The 18597-nt window shown below is 63.5% G+C and carries 12 protein-coding genes; 10 read left to right on the top strand and 2 right to left on the bottom strand.

Annotated features, from left to right (window positions below):
- Nucleotides 1-68: 68 nt before the first annotated feature.
- Nucleotides 69-9716 (top strand): LysM peptidoglycan-binding domain-containing protein, encoded by a 9648-nt coding sequence (locus tag DPM33_RS11525; RefSeq protein WP_112097543.1) that lies wholly within the window; start codon nucleotides 69-71, stop codon nucleotides 9714-9716.
- 24 nt (nucleotides 9717-9740) lie between these two features.
- On the opposite strand, the gene DPM33_RS11520 is transcribed toward DPM33_RS11525, so the two are convergent.
- Both DPM33_RS11520 and DPM33_RS11515 read right to left on the bottom strand, forming a co-directional pair.
- On the bottom strand, nucleotides 9741-10667 hold the full coding sequence (locus tag DPM33_RS11520) for a LysR family transcriptional regulator (protein ID WP_112097542.1): 927 nt from the start codon (nucleotides 10665-10667) through the stop codon (nucleotides 9741-9743).
- 75 nt (nucleotides 10668-10742) lie between these two features.
- The gene (locus DPM33_RS11515; protein ID WP_342634329.1) at nucleotides 10743-11390 is read right to left on the bottom strand and encodes a L,D-transpeptidase; all 648 of its coding nucleotides are present in this window, start codon (nucleotides 11388-11390) and stop codon (nucleotides 10743-10745) included.
- Between the two features lie 237 nt (nucleotides 11391-11627).
- On the opposite strand from DPM33_RS11515, the gene DPM33_RS11510 reads away from it, so the two are divergent.
- From DPM33_RS11510 to sctR, 9 genes are all read left to right on the top strand, one after another.
- Nucleotides 11628-12266, top strand: coding sequence for a type III secretion protein (locus DPM33_RS11510; RefSeq protein ID WP_245442083.1), 639 nt, complete (start codon nucleotides 11628-11630; stop codon nucleotides 12264-12266).
- Nucleotides 12267-12285: 19 nt separating this feature from the next.
- Entirely contained in the window at nucleotides 12286-12906 is a 621-nt protein-coding gene (locus DPM33_RS11505; RefSeq protein WP_146770229.1) for a hypothetical protein, read from the top strand.
- 16 nt (nucleotides 12907-12922) lie between these two features.
- Nucleotides 12923-13753 carry a type III secretion system inner membrane ring lipoprotein SctJ gene (gene sctJ, locus DPM33_RS11500; protein WP_245442082.1) on the top strand — a complete coding sequence of 277 codons (831 nt, stop codon included), beginning with the start codon at nucleotides 12923-12925 and terminating at the stop codon, nucleotides 13751-13753.
- Nucleotides 13750-14367 (top strand): SctK family type III secretion system sorting platform protein, encoded by a 618-nt coding sequence (locus DPM33_RS11495; protein ID WP_112097540.1) that lies wholly within the window; start codon nucleotides 13750-13752, stop codon nucleotides 14365-14367. The genes sctJ and DPM33_RS11495 overlap by 4 nt, the downstream gene beginning before the upstream one ends.
- A gap of 4 nt (nucleotides 14368-14371) precedes the next feature.
- Nucleotides 14372-14992 (top strand): type III secretion system stator protein SctL, encoded by a 621-nt coding sequence (sctL, locus tag DPM33_RS11490; protein ID WP_112097539.1) that lies wholly within the window; start codon nucleotides 14372-14374, stop codon nucleotides 14990-14992.
- The gene (locus DPM33_RS11485) at nucleotides 14989-16347 is read left to right on the top strand and encodes a FliI/YscN family ATPase (protein ID WP_112097538.1); all 1359 of its coding nucleotides are present in this window, start codon (nucleotides 14989-14991) and stop codon (nucleotides 16345-16347) included. Before sctL ends, DPM33_RS11485 begins: the two co-directional genes overlap by 4 nt.
- Entirely contained in the window at nucleotides 16334-16822 is a 489-nt protein-coding gene (gene sctO, locus DPM33_RS11480; protein WP_167449029.1) for a type III secretion system stalk subunit SctO, read from the top strand. The genes DPM33_RS11485 and sctO overlap by 14 nt, the downstream gene beginning before the upstream one ends.
- 152 nt (nucleotides 16823-16974) lie before the next feature.
- Entirely contained in the window at nucleotides 16975-17952 is a 978-nt protein-coding gene (gene sctQ, locus DPM33_RS11475) for a type III secretion system cytoplasmic ring protein SctQ (RefSeq protein ID WP_167449028.1), read from the top strand.
- Complete coding sequence (gene sctR / locus DPM33_RS11470; RefSeq protein WP_112097535.1) at nucleotides 17942-18595, top strand: type III secretion system export apparatus subunit SctR; 654 nt, start codon at nucleotides 17942-17944, stop codon at nucleotides 18593-18595. The genes sctQ and sctR overlap by 11 nt, the downstream gene beginning before the upstream one ends.
- Nucleotides 18596-18597 lie beyond the last annotated feature (2 nt).

Genomic DNA, 18597 nt, shown 5'->3' with positions numbered 1-18597 from the left:
GGCTGCGGTCGGGGCGGGCGTGACGGCGGCCGGGCTGCCGGCAACAGTGATTTCCGGAGGTCGTCCAGATGGTTCGCCCGATAACGCTCACCAAGCCGCCCCTCCAGACGCAGAAGGTCAATGCCAACGCAGATGCCGCCCAGGTCGCACGGCTGGAGGCACAGGCGGCGGCGCTGCGGGAGCAGATCAGGCTCGCCAACAGAATGGGCGAGCGCGATTGGGCGGCACAGGCTCGCCAGGAATTGGCGCATGTAAACACGCAATTGAGTTCCCTTCAGCCGAAGCCGGCAACGGCCCCGGCCACGCCGGGCGTCAATGTCGCGAACGCCAGCAATGGCACATCCGGCAATGGCACGACGGTGACGCCGGCACTCTACGTGAACACCAATCTCGCGGCGCCGGCCGTGACCCTGGTGGACCTCGATGGGAGCCCGGCCAAGGACGATCCCGCTGCAGCGACCACCGCTCGCGATATCGTCAACGACGTCACCGGAGGCAAAAGCATCGACCAGATCGCGTCTGACCGCCACATGACCCGCGAGCAGGTTATTGCAGCGCTCAGGTCCGGCGGGATGACCGTGTCGGACAGCAGTGCGCCAAACGGCGACACGCAGACGACGAAAATCACGGATCCCAGCGGCCGCGCCGTCACGCAGTTCTATGACTACCAGCACGACAGCTACTATGCGACCGTCCAGGAACAACCCGGTGGCGCGACGACGACCTCACCGATCCGGGATGGGCTCGGACGCAAGGAAACCACCAGCTACAATTCAGACACCGGCGCCGTAACGACGCGCTATGAGGACGACCTCGGGACTGGAACCGTCACCGAGCGGACGTCATTGCCCAACGGCGCGTCGGTGGAAACGGTGACGCCGGGCGCCGGTCCTTCTCTTCCCGTGACCACCGTCACAGGGCCGGACGGCAGCAAAACCGTTCTGAAGTTCTCCCAGGATCCAGGTGGGGCCAGCACGCAGAACATCAAGAACGGTCTTGCCGACGGAAAAAGCATCGACCAGATCGCAAAGGAAAACGGCCTCACCGACCAGCAGGTGATCGCCGAGCTGCAGGCCGCCGGCTATCAGGTCAAGGCCACCGACAGCAGCGACGCGCAGTCGGTCGAGATCGTCGATCCGCGCAGCGGCGACAAGACCGTCTACTCGCACGACTATCAGCATGACGTACGCACCGTAACGACCACGGCCGACGGCAAGCAAACCTCGCGATCCATCGATGGCAGCGGAACCGAAACCAAGACCGTCACCGACAAGGACGGGCGCAAGACGACGACCATCACCGAGAAGATCAATGGCGGCAAGCCCGTCGAGCACGAGGTCAAGCCGGGCGACAACCTGACCCTGATCGCAAAGCAATATGGCGTGACGCTGGATGATCTCAGGCGCGCGAATCCGGAGCTTTTCAGCTCCTCTCGCGATCCGAACATCATCAACGCCGGAGAAAAGGTCACCATCGACAACGGCACGCGCACCACCGTGAAGGTCACCTTCAACGGCTATACGCTGACCACCAAGCCCGATGGCAGCTCGACCTTGCACAACGACACCACCGGCACCGACCTGCAGATCGAGGCGGGAAGCACGCAGGAGGCGCTGGCCAAAACACTGCTGGCTGTGAACCCCAACAGCAGCAACGCCGAGGAGGCGAAGGAAGGACAGGTCGTGAAGACCTTCGTCGAGGGGTTGTTGGCCGGGGAGACCTTGCCCAGCCTGATCGCCGCCGCGAAAAAAGCCGGGCAGGACAAACAGGCCCTGCTCGATAAATACGATCTGGGCACACCCATGAAGCCCAAGCTGGACGGGCAGAACAAGGTCGTCTACCCATTTGATGATCCGCCTCAGGGCAACGCGCCCTCCGGCGGGAAATGGACGCCGATGAAGGTCGACGGCGTCTGGACCTGGGTCGATCCACAGGTCGCTCAGGCCATCATCGACGAGAACGTCGCGCTGTCGCGAGTCACCGAGACGCGGGCTCTCGCAGGCCAGGGGCAGGAGCAGCTCAACGTCGATATGCTCGATCCCGCCTACAAGGATGCGGTCGATGGCGCGCAGATCATCCTGAACAAGGCGCTGGCGCCTCAGGGCCTTCAATGGACCCCGGAAAAGCCGAAGGGCTCACTTGCCGATGCACGTGAGCGGCTGACCAAGGCCAACACCTTGCTGCAGAACGCGCGGGACGCCCGCGGCGAATATGAGAATGCCGGGCGCGTCCTCAAGGACGCCATTGCCGGGCAAGGCCCGCTGACGCCGCTGGGCGATCCGAATGCGCCGACAGCCAGTGCGCGGGGCACCCCCGACCTTCGTCCGCGATACGACCAAGGCGTCGCCGACCATGCCGCCGTCGACAAGCTGTTCTCCGAGGTCGGCCTGCATCTGAGCAAGGGCGACAAGCTCACCATCGACTTCCTCGTGGGGCAAGCCGAACTGAACGGCGCTCCCGTGGACTCGAAGGAATACAAAGACCTCAAAGCCCTGCAGGCGACGGCAGGCAGTCAGCTCGAACTGGCTCAGGCCTACCAGAACTATTTCGACGCCCATGCCGATGCCACGCAGGTCAACGCGCGGCAGACGGATCTCGAGCAGAAGCTGTCCAACGAGTATCTTGGCGAGCAGAAGTTCAACTTCGACGAGAAGTACAATCGCATCAACGGCGATTACCTCGGGCATTACAAGAACTCGACGCTCGAGATCCGCGACGGCCAGCTCTGGGTGGTGAACCATTTCGACGAGGGAACCACCGAACAGCAGCTGACCTACAGCTTGACCGACAAGAATGTCAGGGACGAATATCGCGATCGCCAACTCAACAAGGATTGGCAGACGCTTCTGGCCGGCTATGATTCCAACGCGAAGGTCTGCACGGCAAATGGCCTGCAATCGGTGAGGGCCAGCGAGGAGCAGGCGGCCAAGAACCTGAACGACGTCCTGGACAAGCAGCTCGGCGACAGCATTGCCGACCTCAAGACCCAACTGCCGGCGCTGCAGACCAATTTCGACAATGCGCTGAAGAACCACAAGCCGGGAACGGTCGACGCCCCCGCGGGCACGCTGCCCGATGGCGCGCAGCCGGTCGAGATCGACGTGGGCGGGCAGAAGATCAAGGTGGCGCCGGACGTTGCCCAAAACTACGACAAGACGGGGATCGATGCGCTGACCAAGGGCGGGAAGGCGATCTGGATCGATCTCGACACGGAAGACGACGATGCCAGCGGTCGCTGGGTCGATCCCGAACTGGCGGTCGCCAAGCTCAAGCTGGGTGCCGTCAGGCTTCAGATATCGCAGGCCGAGGATCTGCGCAAACAGTTGCAGTCCTTCAACGTTTATCACGAGCTTCGGCTCAGCGAGCCCTCGCTTCTGGCGGATGACAACACGACGGTCGACAAGACCTATCTGGACGAGCACGAGCAGCAGACGCTCGACGCCATCTATCAACCGAAGTACCAGCAACTCTTCGCCAAGGGTAAGGGTCACGACAACGAGTTCCACGAACAGCCTGGCACGGCCCTTGATGAAACGGTCGCCAAGACGCTCGGCCTGGACGGTTCGACCGATGACGGCCGCGACGCGATAGAGAATGTGACGGACGAGATCCGCGACATCGGCGGCGACAATCCGTCTGTGCGCAGCGTGCCGATCTTCTATGTCGACGACCAGGTTGGAACGCAGCAGGTGACGCTCTTTGCGGTGCGCGACGGGGACGGCAACACCCGCTATGTCGATGCCACCGGCAAGAAGTTCGATGACCTCGGCGATTTCCAGGACAACAACAGCCAGTTCAGCGAGAACGGCAAGCTCGTCGTTCCCAAGAACCTGGAGATGAAGGCGGGAGCCGACGGCAAGATCGCGCTCGAGGTGGTGAAGGCGCGAAACGTCTCGGTCTGGGATAAGGTCGTCGATCCGCTGGTCGGCATCGGCACCGGCATCGCCACCATCCTGTCGTTCACGCCGGCCGCGCCGGTCGCCGCGCCGCTGGCCTATACGGGTGCTGCCTATCTTGGAACGAGAGCCGTCATAAACGAGGTCAACCATCTCGATCACGGCGGCGAGTGGTACGACACCGAGTCGCTGACCAACATCGCCAGCGCCGCGGCGACGGTTCTGCCCATGGCCTCCAGCGGCCTGCGCACCATCGGCATGGCGGCGAAGAGCGAGTCGTTCCTGGCGGGCCTTGCCGCCAGCCCGCGTGCCTTCGCCGGCAGCATCGGCGCGACGCGGTCGGACTGGGCGTTGGCGTCCGAAACCCGCACCTACATGCAATCGACCGCGCGACTGAACAAGGCGGCTTGGGGGCTGGATGTCGGCTCGGTGATTGTCGGCGCACCCTTGCTGGCGACATCCGCCTACGATCTCGCCGCCAACGGAGACCAGATGAACGGTCTCCAGCTTGCCAACGCGCTGACGGGTCTTGGCACCGGCGTCACCGGCACGGGGCTCGGCATCCACGGCCTGCGCACGATGCGGCCAGGAACGGGCACGCAGGCGCCCCCCAATGCTCCCGGGGCCAATCCGCCGCCGGGCAACGGCGGCCCGTTTCAGCAGCCGCCCGGCGGCAAGGGCCCGCGGCAGTCGCCGCCGGCGCTTGGCCCCGGTCCCTCCGGGCGTCCGATGAACGTTTATGAAATCGGCGCCGACGGCGTTTACCGACCGACGGGAGAGCAGGTCTTCCATGATCCCAGCCACCCGGTGATCCCGGGAGAAGTGATCAAGACCGATGACGTCGGCGGCAATGATCCGACGGTGCCGACGGGCCGCGACCCCGATGGCTCGACCGCCCAGGGCACACCGCATCCCGCCGATGGCGACCCCATCGTCGTGCCGGGCGAGCCAACGGGAACGGACGCACCGGTACGCCTGGTGTGGGATCCGCAGACACGCAGCTTCACCGGCATGCCGGATCGCGACACGAGCGGCTACGTCTACACCAGCGGCAAGGATCCGAAGACGCCGTCGGCTTATCTCGACAGCCTGAGCGCCGAGCAACTGGTGAACCGTTATGAACAGGAGAAAGGCTATTATTCCAGCCGCGAGATGGCCGAGCGTTATGGTCCGGACGGGGTTCAGATACCGCGCACGCCGCTTCGTGAGACCTTGCCCGATTTCCGTGTCGGCGTCACCTTCCGGGTGAGGCTGAACACGGGCCAGGCGTTCGGGATCGGATCGCCGACCATCGCCGCGGTCGGCTTCGGCGTCGGCACCAAAACCGACTTCGGCATGATCGGATGGTCGATCCTCGACAGCGTCGGCCAGCGCAGCCTGGCACCGGTCAAGGACGCGCTCGGCACCCAGGGCGTGGTGTCTTTCCGGGCACGGGAATACAGGAACATAACCAGCCTTCAGGCTGGTGTCTGGCCGGTATCCAATCAGACGGCCTTCCCGGTTCGCAGCAGCGACCTGTCCGCGGCGGCGAGCAAAGCGATATTCCACGATGCCAACGGCTACGAGGCCAAGCCGGTCGATGCCGCCATCGTCGGCATGACGCCCGACGGGGAAGGCACCGTGATCGAGATGATCTACACGCCTTCGCTGGGCGGCAAGGAGGTTAGCCTCGCGCCAGGCCAGCATGATTTCTTCGGCGTGCCGGCGGAAAACAGTTCCGGCCATGTCGCGCTGCAGGGCACGCTTCCATTCGATCGCATCATGGCCGAGACCAAGGCCGGCATACGCCTGCCGATCGTGGCCAATCATGTCGCGGCCGTCGATCAGATGCCGCGTATCGGTTTCGAGAAGCGTCCCGAACTGCCTGTGAAGGACACGCTGCAGCCGGGCGACGTTGTGTCCGCACAGGCGTTCGACCAGATTCAGTCGGCGCTTGGCTCGACAAAGCTGAAGATCCAGTTCGCCATCGAGGACCCGGCCAAGGCATCCGAACTCATAACGGCCATCGGGCAGGGCGATGGAATCCGGTCGATCCGCGATCTCGTCAAGTCCGGCCAGATCGATCCGTCGAACACCGTGTCCCTGGTCGATGAGCCGACGCTGAGCGGATTGCGGCTTTCAGCCATACCGGGCAAATCGCCTACGGCGGACATTGTCTTGCTGACCGGCGAAAAAGCGCGTGTCGTCAATCCCGAGGCGATGCTGGTCGACGTCATCTTCAACGACAGCAGCAGGATGCCGGGCGCGCTGGGTTTCAATCCGGACCGGATGGTCACTTCCGCGACCTACAAGGTGAAGTCGACGCTACAGTCCTGGCTTCCGGCGCGTTTCCAATCCGAAGGGGCGCCACAGTCCCGCTACATGCCAAGCGCCGGCAACATCTACAGGAACCTCTACGGTTCCGATGGCACCCCGGCGACACGCTACACGGTTTCATTCTCCACGCCTCCGCTGCCGGCAGGCGCGGTGGCTTACAGCGCCGAAGTGAGGTTCCAGTACAAGTCGAAGGCGGCCAACACCGCTCCTTCGATCGCCAAGGGCGAAAACGCGACACTGACCTTCGATCGGGCCGACGGACAATCCGACCAGTTGACGATCCCTGCGTGGCTCGCCCGCGCGGTGGAATCCTCGCGCGACGGCGCCGCGACCGGCATCCCAAAGGGTAGTAAGGCATCCTTGGACGAGTTCCTGAACGGACTTGAGCAAAGGGCGGAGCCTGACAAGCTTGCAGCAATCGAGCAGTTCAAGAGCGATTTCGGCCCGTCGATCGTCGACGGCGGATTCATGCGCCAGGACGTTGCCTATGGCGTGCTGACGTTCCTTTCCTCGCAAGCGGGGCCACCCCAAGCCGGTGGGGAGGGCATCCGGCCTGCGCCCAGGCCAGGGCCGAAAGGACAGGGATTTGCGGCGGATGGCTCAAAAGGTCCGTCATCCGCCAAGCCGCTTACGCAGGACGAAATCGCCGCCAACCGCCAGGAGGCGGCAAGCCTGCTCGATGACATGCTCCCTCAGAGCCTCGGCATGCTGGAGGTCACCAAAACCAATCTCATCGATCAGATCAGCCGGTCTCCGACATTGATGGAACTGTTGCGCGACGCTCACGCGAAAGACGTGCGCATCGTAAATCCCGCGCGGCACGATCTGAGGATTTCCGACGCCCAGTCAGGCGACGACCTGACCGCGACCGGGTCACAATATATCAGCGACGTGGAGGTCGTCTTTGTCGACGCCGAGACGTTCCGTGCCGACGACGCGGACGGCGACACCGTGCTTGCCGAATTCGTCGACATGCTCGGCCACGAATTGTCGCACGTCGGGGACGCTCCAATCGATCTCCATCCAGGGGATTTCCCGGACCGGCAGACCTACAGGGATGCGGTGGTCTCCGCCTATCTGAACGTCGAGGGCGAGGCGGGATTTGTTCAGTACGCCGTTGCCGACGAGCTTGCAGCAAACGGCGGCAAGCCGGCAGCCATCCTCGGCACCGACTGGAATTCCGCCCAAGCCGATGTCTTCGCCCGCTACAAGGCTGGCGAGATTGATCGAACACAAGCCGTTGACGAGATGGCGGCGCTATTCGGTGACAAGGAGCCAAGCACTGCGGACGGAACCTACGTGGATTTCTACAGCCGGTACGCCGATGGCGTGTACGACGATTATACCTCTTCGGGTTCCGGTCTCGCCGGTGAAACTGGCCGTCCCGCACCGGCAAACAAGGCTTCGAACAACGGGCCGCTCACGCGAGATGGCGTTAGGGCGACCCCGCTCGATCAGGTGCCGGATCTCGTCATGGCCGACTTCCAGCCGAACCAGGTTCCATGGCTCAAGCGCGAGCAGGCGGCCGAACTGACCGAACAGCAGTTCCGCGACATGGATCAGGCCGGCCTGCTGCCCTATCTGACCAAGAGCCAGCTGCGCGGTATCCCCAAGGCAAAGATAGGCTTCGTCAACATAGCGGGCCTCGGCGAGAAGCAGGTTCCCTGGCTCACCGAGGGCCATATCCGCAATCTGACCGACCAGCAGTTCCATGACCTCGGCAAGGCCGGCTTGACCCGTCACCTGACGAAACCCCAGGTGCAGGCGGTGAAAGGGGACAAAGTCGGGCTCGTCGACGCGTCGACATTGGAAGGGCGCCAGGTTCCGTGGTTCAAGCCCAGCCAGATCTCGAAGTTCACGTCGCAGCAATTCAAGGATCTGGGCGAAGCCGGATTGCTGAACAACCTGACCGAGCGCCAGGTTCCAGCCATTCCCGAAGCCATGATCAGCTCCGTGGACGTGGCGAAGCTCGATCCCAGGCAGGTGCCGTGGCTGACCGAGAGGCAGATCCCCCTGCTGACCCGCGATCAGTGGGGCGCTTTCACCATCCACCACACCGAGGCTCTCACCCAGCCGCAGATCGAAGCGGCGACACCAAAGCAGTTCGAGGAAACGAGCCCCGGCCAGTTCCGCAAGTTCACGCCCGAGCAGTTCGAGTGGATGAGCGGGGACCAGAAAAACGCCCTCTCCGTGCTGCAGCTGACGACCTTCCGAGCGACCCATAAAAAGGCGATGACGCCGGATCAGGCCGCCAGCGTCGACCTGGCGCTCAGCCATGCCAGGATGCGCGAGAACGCTCAGGCTCTCGCCACCTTTGGCGGCATGTCGACCACCTCATACGTGCTGTGGAGTTCGTTGCCTCCGACCTGGACCGCCACCGCCGGAGCAGTTGCCTTTGGCGTGCGGGGGTTCGTGTTTGGCGCGCAGGCGATCTTTCCCAACGCGACGGCAGGTCACAAGCCGTTCGGGCGGTTCCTCAATGCGCTCGGCGGCGCCACGTTCATTGCCGCGGCGCCAGGGGCCGCGACCGGGATGGTCCAGGGCAAGGATATTCTCGTCAACAGCACGTTCTCGCTCGGCAACGTCGTCTATGGCACGAAGTCGATGCTGCAGTCGTTCACCGGCAGGCCGGTGATCCGAAACCTGGCCGAGCATCTGGCGGGGCCCGGCTATGTGCTCGGCTGCGCGGTCTATACGCTGCACTCCTGGCCGGCGCCGATCGCCACGATCGCGGGCGGCATGTTCACCTTCGGCTGCGCGGAGTTCTGGGCGTCGGCGATAAGGACGGACCGGATGAACCGCCGCTCGGTGCCGCGGACCGATGCCGATATCGCGGCCGCTGCAAAGTCCGACAAACGATGGACCACAGCGGATCGATGGACGCTGGGCATCACCTTCGGCATCGGCATGCTTCTCTTCTCGCTGGACTCACTGCTTGCCCAACCATGGGACTCGAAACCGGCCGCCCCGCCAGATCCGAACAAGCCGGATGGCGATGCGTCCCAGAAGCCCGACGATCATCCGGACGTTCCAGACGAGCCGAAGACCCCACCCGAACACTTCCCGCAACTCGTGGTGTCGGCGGACGACGGCCTGAATTTGCGGAGCCAGCCCGAGGGCGACTCCGCGGCCGTCACGGTTCTGCGCCCCGGCTCGTTCGTCGAACAGACCGGGAAGCCTTCGACCGATCCGTCGGGAGAGGCCTGGATACCCGTCGAAGGTTTTGGACCGGACGGCAAAATGCACAGCGGTTGGGCTTCCGGCGACTATGTCGAGGTTCATCCCGAAGGCAGCAGCAATCCGCAGGGCCGCACAAACCCGACACTGGAGAAGGACGGCTATCAGTGGGTCGAGGTCAGGAGCGGCGACAGCATCCGCCTGATCGCCAAGGCGCATTCCGCCGATGTGGCGGATACGGTGGTGCTGAACATGGATCATATTCTAAGCCCGGATATGATCTTCTCCGGCGACCGCATCTACCTGCCGATTGCGGCGGTCGGCTGAGACGCCCCGGGCTCGCCTCGAGAGCTAGTCGGCAGGCTGCGCCTTGCCGATTCTTGCGGCGAATGCATGTGCGGTGCAGCCAGCCAGCTTTGCCGCACGCTCCGCTATCGGATTGGTCGGTTCGGAGGAGTAGGAAGCGGTGAACCGCAGGTCGGAGGGATGCCATTCGCAGTCGACGATGCGTAGCGTGCCGCTGGCGGTATGATCCTGGACGACTTCCCTGGGGAGGGAGGCGATACCGATCCCGTTCAGCGTCATGGTGATGGAAGCGGCCAGCGAATTGGCCGGAAAGATACGCGGCGCCGCTTCGAGTTCGCCGGTCAGCTTGCGGTAAAGTTCGCTGTAGGGTCGCGTCGTGCGCGCATAGCTGATGATCGGGAATTGCATCAGGTCGTTCAGCGTCAGCTTGCCTCGCTTGGGCAATTTCAGGGACGGCGAGCAGACCCATACGAGCGGAAAGGAGGGCAGCTCCATATTCTCGATGCTGTATTCCTGAATGGGGCCCATCAGCACTGCAAGATCAAGCCGGTGGGACATGAGCTCATTGCGAAGGGTCGCCGTCGTGTCGACGACGATATCGGTGTCGACCAGCGGATAGTTCGCCTGCAATTCCTTGAGGAAATCGGGAAGCCAGGTGTGCACGATGGTTTCCGCAACCCCGAGCCTGAGCACTCCCGCTGTCTCTGAAAGAGAGTTTGCCGTCAATTGCAGCCGTTCGGCGACACGCAGGACCCGCTGTGCCGGCGGCAGCAGCCGCTGGCCCTCGGCGGTCAGCCTTACGGTGCCGCTCTGCCTCTCGAACAGCTTGGCACCGAGCGCTTCTTCCAGACCGGCGATCCGCGTCGACACCGCCGGCTGCGTTGTGTTCAAGCGTTCGGCAGCCTTCCGGAAGCTTCCGAAAGTCGCCACCAGGAGAAAGGTTTCGAGCTGCTTGATGTTGAAAGGGATCACGATTCAATGCCGGACAATAATCTGGGCGCCGATCTTCACTCGGTCATATAGGTCAATAACGTCTTCATTGGTCATTCAGATACAGCCGGAGGAGTTGGCCTGCCCGACGGTCCATGGCTGATTGGTGCCATGAACGCGATAAAGCGTGTTGCCGATATAGAGCGCGCGTGCGCCCAATGGGTTGTTCGTTCCTCCCGCGACGCGCGCCGGCAGCAGGCGGCCCTTTGATGCTTCCCTGAACCGCATTTCGGCCGGCGGCCGCCAATCCGGCCAGTCCTTCTTGCTCGAAATCGTATCGCGACCGGACCATTCCAGACCTTCCTTGCCGACGCCGACCGCATATCGCAGCGCCTTGCCGCCTCCCAATACGCAATAGAGACGCCGCTCCCTGGTGTTGATCACGATTGATCCCTTCGGTTGCGTCTCACCGAAATCGACGATCTCCCTTGGGATTGCCGACCATGCCGGCCGCGTTTCGCCATCCGCGGCCTGGTCGGGGGCGGATGGCGAGACCAGCACATTTCGGGCTTGATCGTAGCTCCAGCTTCGCGGATCGTAGCCGCTGTTCGATTGACCTTGCGCCGGCGCCATCACGGCCGTCAACATGGCAGCAGCCAGAACCGATTCACCCAAGCCCTTGCCGAGGCGCGACCCGACCGTCCCGCGCCAAGGAATGCCGGCCAGAGCATTCAAGCTCAAGAGCAGGTTCTTGCGTGCCGCCACCAGGGCTGATCCCTTCGAATTCGAGCAACAAACCGGCGACCGCGAGCCTTCGCTGCCTCGATTCCAGCCGGCACCATATCGCTTTGCTCACCGATCGCAACATTTGGAACCAAATACATGAGTTCAATCCAATTGGACTTCCATTTTGGCGAGGCGCGCGATAGGGTGAACTCGGCGGGTAAACCATGAGACGGGCGACGCGGGCTAGCGCTCCGCGCGCATGCGATAGGACCAATCTTGACGGGACGCGGTACCTGCCTTGTGGACCGGTTGTCGGAAGCCAACGCCGCCTTCGTGGCTGGCGTGATCCTGCTGTTCACGCTGGCCGCTTCGCAGGCGAATGCCGCCGAGCCACGGTGGCCCGAGGGTCCTTACAAATACATCACCATCGACCAGTCGGTGACGGATGCGCTCGCCGAGCTTGGCCGCAACATGCGGGTGCCGATGCGCGTCAGCAAGCTCGTCAAGGGACGTTTGAGCGCCGGTATGCCGGTTGGAACGGCGCGCGAATTCCTGGAAGAGATCTGCAATCGATACGGTCTGGTCTGGCATTTCGACGGTATCGTCATGAATGTCGCCACCGAAGCAGAGGTCCAGACCGAGCTGATCCCGCTCGATGCCAGCACGGCCGCCGGGGCGGAAGATCGGCTTTCGCGGCTGGGCGTCCTCGATCCGAAATTTCCGGTCAAGGTTTCCAGGCAGGACGACGTCGTCTCGGTATCGGGGCCGCCGTCCTATATCGAGCTCGTCAGGAAAACGCTCGGAGTTCCTGCGGTGACGGGCACCAAGCAAGAGCCGGGCAAAGTCGTTTCGATCCGCGTTTTCCGCGGAACGCAGGCGGAGACGTATAATGTCCCCTCCGCCAATCCGAACTAGGAAAGAGGAGGGCAGGTCCATGCAAATCGCGCCGGTTGGAGCTCTGGAAGCTACGCTTGCAAACTTGACCACCAGCATAAGCTCGCAACAGCAGATCACCGCCGGTGCAGCAGCGCAGCCTGGCAATCGAATGGTCGACGCCAAGCAGGAAAAGCAAGACGCCGGGAGGGTCAACACGCCCGAGCGCGGTGATGTCGCCACTCGCGCCGGCCAACAGGTCGCGCAGGCATCGTCCGGAGCCAATCCGGCAATGGCGGGTCAATCTTCCGGATCGAAGCAGGCAGAGCCGATCGTCGAGCGCAAACTCTTCGACTATCTGGCCGAGGTGGAGAAGACCGGAGGGGGTGCGGCCACGGATCCCTCGGCCCTGTTCGGTTCTGCTGTTCAGTCGCTGGAAGGAACCATGCAGCAGGTCCAAAAGGCCCTCGGCAAGGCAAACACGCCGGCGCAAGCCGAAACGGCCGCCACCCAGGAGGCCGCCCCGTCAGGCAAGGAAGCCGAAACTGCGCCGGCAAAGAATGCCCAGCAGCTGCTCGAGCGATCCATTTCCGTGATGTGGGCGGCAGCCAATCTCGAAGTCGTGACCAGCAGCGTGAAGGCCGTGACGTCGTCCACCAGCACGTTGATCAAGCAACAGTAGGCGCCGCGGAGTGCTCGTGCCCGAATTGTTCCTGCCGCGGCGGTCGACGCTGTTCTATCGATGTGGCGCAGGGTGCCGCGTCGCGCTTGTCGTCGCGGGCATGCTTGTGCTCCAGGCCTGTTCGGTTGAGCTCTATTCCAACCTCGATCAGCAGCAGGCCAACGAAATCGTGGCCACGCTGATGCGTCACGGGATCCCGGCCCAGCGCGAGGCCGGCAAGGACGGCAAGATGACGGTTTCGGTGCAGAAGGGCCGCTTTGCCGAAGCCATGGCACTTCTCGACCAAAGCGGTTTGCCCAAACAGGAGTTCCAGACGCTCGGCGACGTCTTCAAGAGGGGCGGGCTCGTGTCCTCGCCGGTGGAAGAGCGCGCAACGATGATCTATGGCCTGAGCCAGGAGCTCTCGCAGACGATCTCCGACATCGACGGCGTCCTTTCCGCGCGGGTTCACCTTGTCCTGCCCGAGAATGATCCGCTGCGACAGCAATTGGTGCCGTCGTCCGCGTCGGTATTTATCAGGCATCGCGCATCCGTGCCGATGAATGAGCTGATCCCGCAGATCAAGATGCTGGTGGCCAAGGGCATCGCCGGACTGACCTACGACAACGTCTCCGTCACGCTCATTCCGGTCGCCGCGACGGCCCCGGAGCAGGCATCCGAGCCAGGGTTCACGCCCTTCCTTGGTCTCTGGCTGCATCCGGACAGCGTGGCGACCGCGATGTGGCTGTTCTACGGCATGGCGGCGGCAATAGTCGCGCTGGCTGCCCGGCTGGCGTACCTGCAGTGGTACAGACGGCCCGATGTCTACGCCCTCGACGCTTCCGCAATGCCCGCGAGGAAGACATGACCGGGATCGGTTCGGAGCAAGCCGCCAGCCCGGAATGGCAGGCATTCATCTCCGGTCCCGCATCCTATGCGGACGCGGCCCGACTCGCGGGATGCTTTGACGGTGCGGTCAGCGACGCGGCGTGCCAGCGCATGCTGCAGTCGCAACGCCTGCATGAGCGGTTGTCGAAGCTTCTGCTCGAGCATTACCGGCTCTCTGGCGCGGCTGATGAACCGTCGGACGACGTGGATCGGGCGATTGCCTTGTCGTCGGGCGAGGAACTGGAGGACCTCGCCCTTCGCTCGGGCGCGATTTACTGGGCCGGCAATCTTGCTGCCGTCATTGACGGGCGCGAAGCCGATGCGCTGCAAGCGGCACTTGGCGCGGATCTCTGCACTTTTGCGGTCGCCAACCGAGATCTTGCCGGTCCGACACGGTCGTTGCAACCGATTGAGGATATTCGCAGTCGTGTCTATGGCGATGGTTTGAGCTGCCTTGGCGGATGGTGCCGGGCAATGCCTGGCGAGACGGCTGCGCGCGTCCGCATCAAGCTCATGCCGCACGAATTCGTCGACCGGACCGCCGAGCCGTTCATCGAGGCCGGTCCGGCAATCGTGCGGCGAGCGATGGGTTAGCGTAATGGCCGAAGCGGACACCGCGACCGTTGAAATACCAAGGCGCCCTTATGCCCGCATCCTGCGCGCCGCCGAGGCGCGGGCCTGGCAGGATGGACATGCATTTCTCGATGCTGCGACGCGTGATGCCCAGCAAATACGCGAAGCCGCCCGGCGCGCCTACGCAGCCGAATACGCGCAGGGCTATGAGGACGGCAAGGCGCAAGGCGACGCGGATGCCAGCCGGCTGATAAGCGAAACAGCCGTCAAGGTGGATCGCTATCTCGGTGGGCTCGAAGCCGAAGTCACTGGGCTCGCCCTCGAAGTCGTCAGGCGAATTCTGGGGGAGTTCGACGTCGGCGCGCTTGTAGCCAAGGCCGCCAGCCAGGCCGTGACCGAAATTCGCCGCGCCAGATATCTGAAAATCCGTGTCCATCCCGCTTCCGTGGACAGGGTTCGCGAGGAGCTCGATGCGGTCTTGCGCAACAGCGATCTGGGGATGACGGTTGAAATCGATGCGGATGATGCGCTGGCGCCGGCGGCTTGCATCCTTTCGACCGATATCGCCGTCATTGACGCCAGCATCGACGCGCAGCTGGATGCCGTCGCCGCCGCAATCCGGTCAAAGGCCGAGGCGCCGGCATGACAGGTCCCGCCATCGATATCGAAAGCCGTCTGGCGTCCATCATTCCAAATCTCCGTTCCGGCCTTCGCGACGATTCCAGCCGTCCCCGCAAGGGGCGTGTGCGGCGGGTGACCGGAACGGTCATTCACGCGACCGTCGAAGAAGCCAGGATCGGCGAGATATGCGAGCTGGTCGACCCCAGAACCGGCAGGACGACCAAGGCGGAAGTCGTGGGCCTCATGGATGAGATGGCCGTCCTTGTTCCACTGGGCGATCTGACTGGTCTTTCAAGCCTGACCGAGGTCGTTGCGACCGGCAAAGACCAGGTGGTGCCCGTCGGACCCGGCCTTCTGGGCCGGGTGATCAGCGCGTTCGGTGAGCCTTTGGATGGCAAGCCGCTTTCGCCGGACGGCATTGCCGGCAGCTATCCGGTCAATGCCTATCCGCCGTCCCCGCTGGAACGCAGCCTGATTTCCGAGCCGATCCAGCTCGGCATCCGCGCCCTCGATGGGCTGCTCACCTGCGCGCGCGGGCAGCGCGTCGGTATCTTCGGCGAGCCAGGCGTCGGCAAGTCCATCCTGCTTTCCGATATCGTCAGCGGCACCGACGCCGATGTTGCCGTGGTCGCCCTGGTCGGCGAGCGCGGGCGCGAGGTACGCGAATTCCTCGAACACCAGCTTGGATCGGAAGGGCGCGAGCGGGCGATCGTCGTCGTCGCGACTTCGGACCGGCCCGCCATCGAGCGCGTCAAGGCCGCCTATGTAGCGACGAGCATAGCCGAATTTTTCCGCGACCAGGGCAAGCATGTGCTGCTTGCGATGGACAACATAACGCGGTTTGCCCGTGCGCAGCGCGAGATCGGCCTGGCCTCGGGCGAGCCGCCGACGCGTCGTGGGTTCCCGTCTTCGCTGTTTGCGGTCCTACCGCGCCTGCTCGAGCGCTCCGGACCCGGTCGCATAGGGTCCATCACCAGCCTCTACAGCGTTCTCCTGGAAGGCGACGGCACGCTGGATCCGGTCGGCGAGGAAATCCAGGCGCTGCTCGACGGCCACGTCTTCCTGTCGAACGAGCTCGCGCAACGCAACCATTTCCCTGCCATCGACGTCCTGCGCAGCCGAAGCCGCCTGATGGATGCCGTTGTGCCGGCCACGCATCGTGCCGACGCCGGCCGCTTGCGCGAGCTGCTCGCCCGCTATGCCGACATCGAACTGCTGCTGCGCGTCGGCGAGTACGAGAAGGGTAGCGATGCCGCGGCGGACGAGGCGGTGGCGAAGATCGATGCCATCAACGCCTTCCTGCGTCAGCCGTCCGCAACACGCGAAACCATCGACAGGACACGCCAACGCATGCGGGAGATCGTCAATGAAGGAGCGTGACATGATCGCTCGACTGCGCGACCTCAGAAGCTGCCGCGAGGAGCGCGCGCAGGAAGAGGTGATCAGAAGGCGCGCCGCCGCCAACCAGGCCGCAAGGGAAGTCCAGGAGGCGGCCGACGCCGTCACGGAACACCTCCAGCGCATGGCAAACGCCGAAGATGCGGCCTTCGGTGCGCTGGTTGGACAGCCGGTGAATGCCGCCAGCCTCCATCGGGTTCAGGGACGGTTCGAGGTCGCCGCAAGGAAGACCGGGCAGTTGCGGAAAGGCGAGAAGATGGCTGGCGTCGCCGAGCAGCGGCGGAAAGTCGAATTGTCGGAAGCCCGCAATGACCACCGCGCGAGCATGAAGGCCGTGACCAAGCTGAACAGGCTGTCGGAGCAATTGGCGAGACGCAACGCGCGTCGTCGCCAGGCTCTCGCCGAGCTTTCCGAGGAAGAGGAGCGCGGTCAGCCGCGCTTGTCCACAGAACGATAGCCAAATCCGTGATCGATATGGATGTGATGCCTCAAGACTTCGCGCCGGCAAGAACGAAAGCGCGGGCAAAACCAGCGAAACGCGCGGCCGCACGGTCGAGCGGCGGAGAGCAACTGACGTTGGAAACTGTAGCGCCCGCGGATGTCGGTGCCTTGAACGCGTTCTACCGTCGCCGGGCTGCCGCGCAGATCACGATTGCCGGGAAGACCATGGCGATGGCGGCCGCCTGGCCGGGGCTGAATTCCGCGAACCAGCTGCTATGCGCTGTTGGCTTCACCGTCGGGGACATGACCGGGCAATTGCGCCTGCCGCTTTCCGTTGTCGAGCGAGGTCTCGCCGGGGTCGAAGGAGCGGTCGATATGAAACGGCTGGCGCCCGCTCACGCCGCGCTTCTGTTGGAAGCCATGTTCGAAGACGATCTCGAATGGATCGAGGACAGGCTGAACGAGAGGATCGCGATCACCTCGCTGGCACCGGGAGATGCCGTTTCGGGTGAAATTCCATTTGCTTTCGTCCTGACCAACAAGGATGAGACCATAGGCTGCGTCCTGACGACGAATGATGCCGGTCTGCCGGTGCGGATCGGCCGCCTTCTCGACGAGCTCGGCACGACAAAGCCGCCGGTCCCGGCCGAATTTCCGCTGCCGGTCTGCCTTCGGCGCAGCCCGCTTGCGATCACCCTTGGCGAGCTTCAAAGCCTGCAGACCGACGATGTGGTGCTCGTCGACGATACGGCGGAAGAGGGCATGGCGGCGCTCATCATTGCCGAGCGCCTTTTCGCGCCGGTGGCCCTGACCGCCGCTGGCCCGCAATTGCTTGCCGCGCCGACTGCAATCGCTGGATCGAATTGGGAGTGGACCATGAACCAGAACACGTCGCCGCCGGACACCTTGGAAGAGTCGACGCTGGACGAATTGTCGGTCGCCCTGGCCTTCGAGATCGGCCGCACGGCAATGCCTCTCGGAGAAGTAAGGCAGCTTGCGCCCGGCGCCATCGTCTCGGTCGCCGATGCAGCCGAGGCGACTGTCGACATCCTGGCCAATGGCAGGCGTGTCGGTCGCGGCGAGATCGTGCGGATCGGAGAAAGCCTGGGCGTGCGGATCGTGCGCATGTTCGACAATGCTCGATAACTCGCCCAACCTGCTTGGAATTCTGATCGCCGTCGGTGTGGTCGGGTTGCTGCCGCTGGCGGTCGTCACGATGACGGGCTTCCTGAAGATCTCGGTCGTGCTATTTCTCATCCGCAACGCGCTTGGCATTCAGCAGATGCCGCCCAATCTGGTGCTCTATGGCATAGCGCTCGTGCTGACGGTCTACGTCACCACGCCGTTGCTGAGCGAAATGTCGAGCCGCCTTCAGGAAGGGCAGGTGCAGTTCCAGACCACCGATGACCTTGCCAGGGCAGCGCAACTGGTCAGGGAGCCGTTGCAGCGCCACCTCATGAAGTTCACCCAGCCGCAGGAGCGGCAATTCTTTCTCGATGGAACGAACCGCCTTTGGCCGGAACAGGCGCGGCAGAACCTCAGGGATGACGACCTGTCGATCCTTGTCCCCGCTTTTGTCGCATCAGAGCTTACCCGCGCCTTCGAGATCGGCTTCCTGCTTTATCTGCCTTTCCTGATCATCGATATCGTTGTCGCGAACGTGCTGATGACGCTCGGCATGATCATGGTTTCGCCAGTCCTTATTTCGATCCCGCTGAAACTGTTCCTTTTCGTCGCCATAGACGGCTGGTCGCGGCTGATGCATGGCCTCATCCTGAGCTACTCGTGACG

The sequence above is a fragment of the Mesorhizobium hawassense genome, from assembly GCF_003289945.1.
Lineage (GTDB): Bacteria > Pseudomonadota > Alphaproteobacteria > Rhizobiales > Rhizobiaceae > Mesorhizobium > Mesorhizobium hawassense.
This window is presented reverse-complemented; position numbering and strand designations above follow the sequence as displayed.

Coding starts and splice junctions, on each gene's coding strand:
- DPM33_RS11525 (WP_112097543.1), top strand. CDS start 69: ATGGTTCGCCCGATAACGCTCACCAAGCCGCCCCTCCAGACGCAGAAG.
- DPM33_RS11505 (WP_146770229.1), top strand. CDS start 12,286: ATGCAAATCGCGCCGGTTGGAGCTCTGGAAGCTACGCTTGCAAACTTG.
- DPM33_RS11495 (WP_112097540.1), top strand. CDS start 13,750: ATGACCGGGATCGGTTCGGAGCAAGCCGCCAGCCCGGAATGGCAGGCA.
- sctL (WP_112097539.1), top strand. CDS start 14,372: ATGGCCGAAGCGGACACCGCGACCGTTGAAATACCAAGGCGCCCTTAT.
- DPM33_RS11485 (WP_112097538.1), top strand. CDS start 14,989: ATGACAGGTCCCGCCATCGATATCGAAAGCCGTCTGGCGTCCATCATT.
- sctO (WP_167449029.1), top strand. CDS start 16,334: ATGAAGGAGCGTGACATGATCGCTCGACTGCGCGACCTCAGAAGCTGC.
- sctR (WP_112097535.1), top strand. CDS start 17,942: ATGCTCGATAACTCGCCCAACCTGCTTGGAATTCTGATCGCCGTCGGT.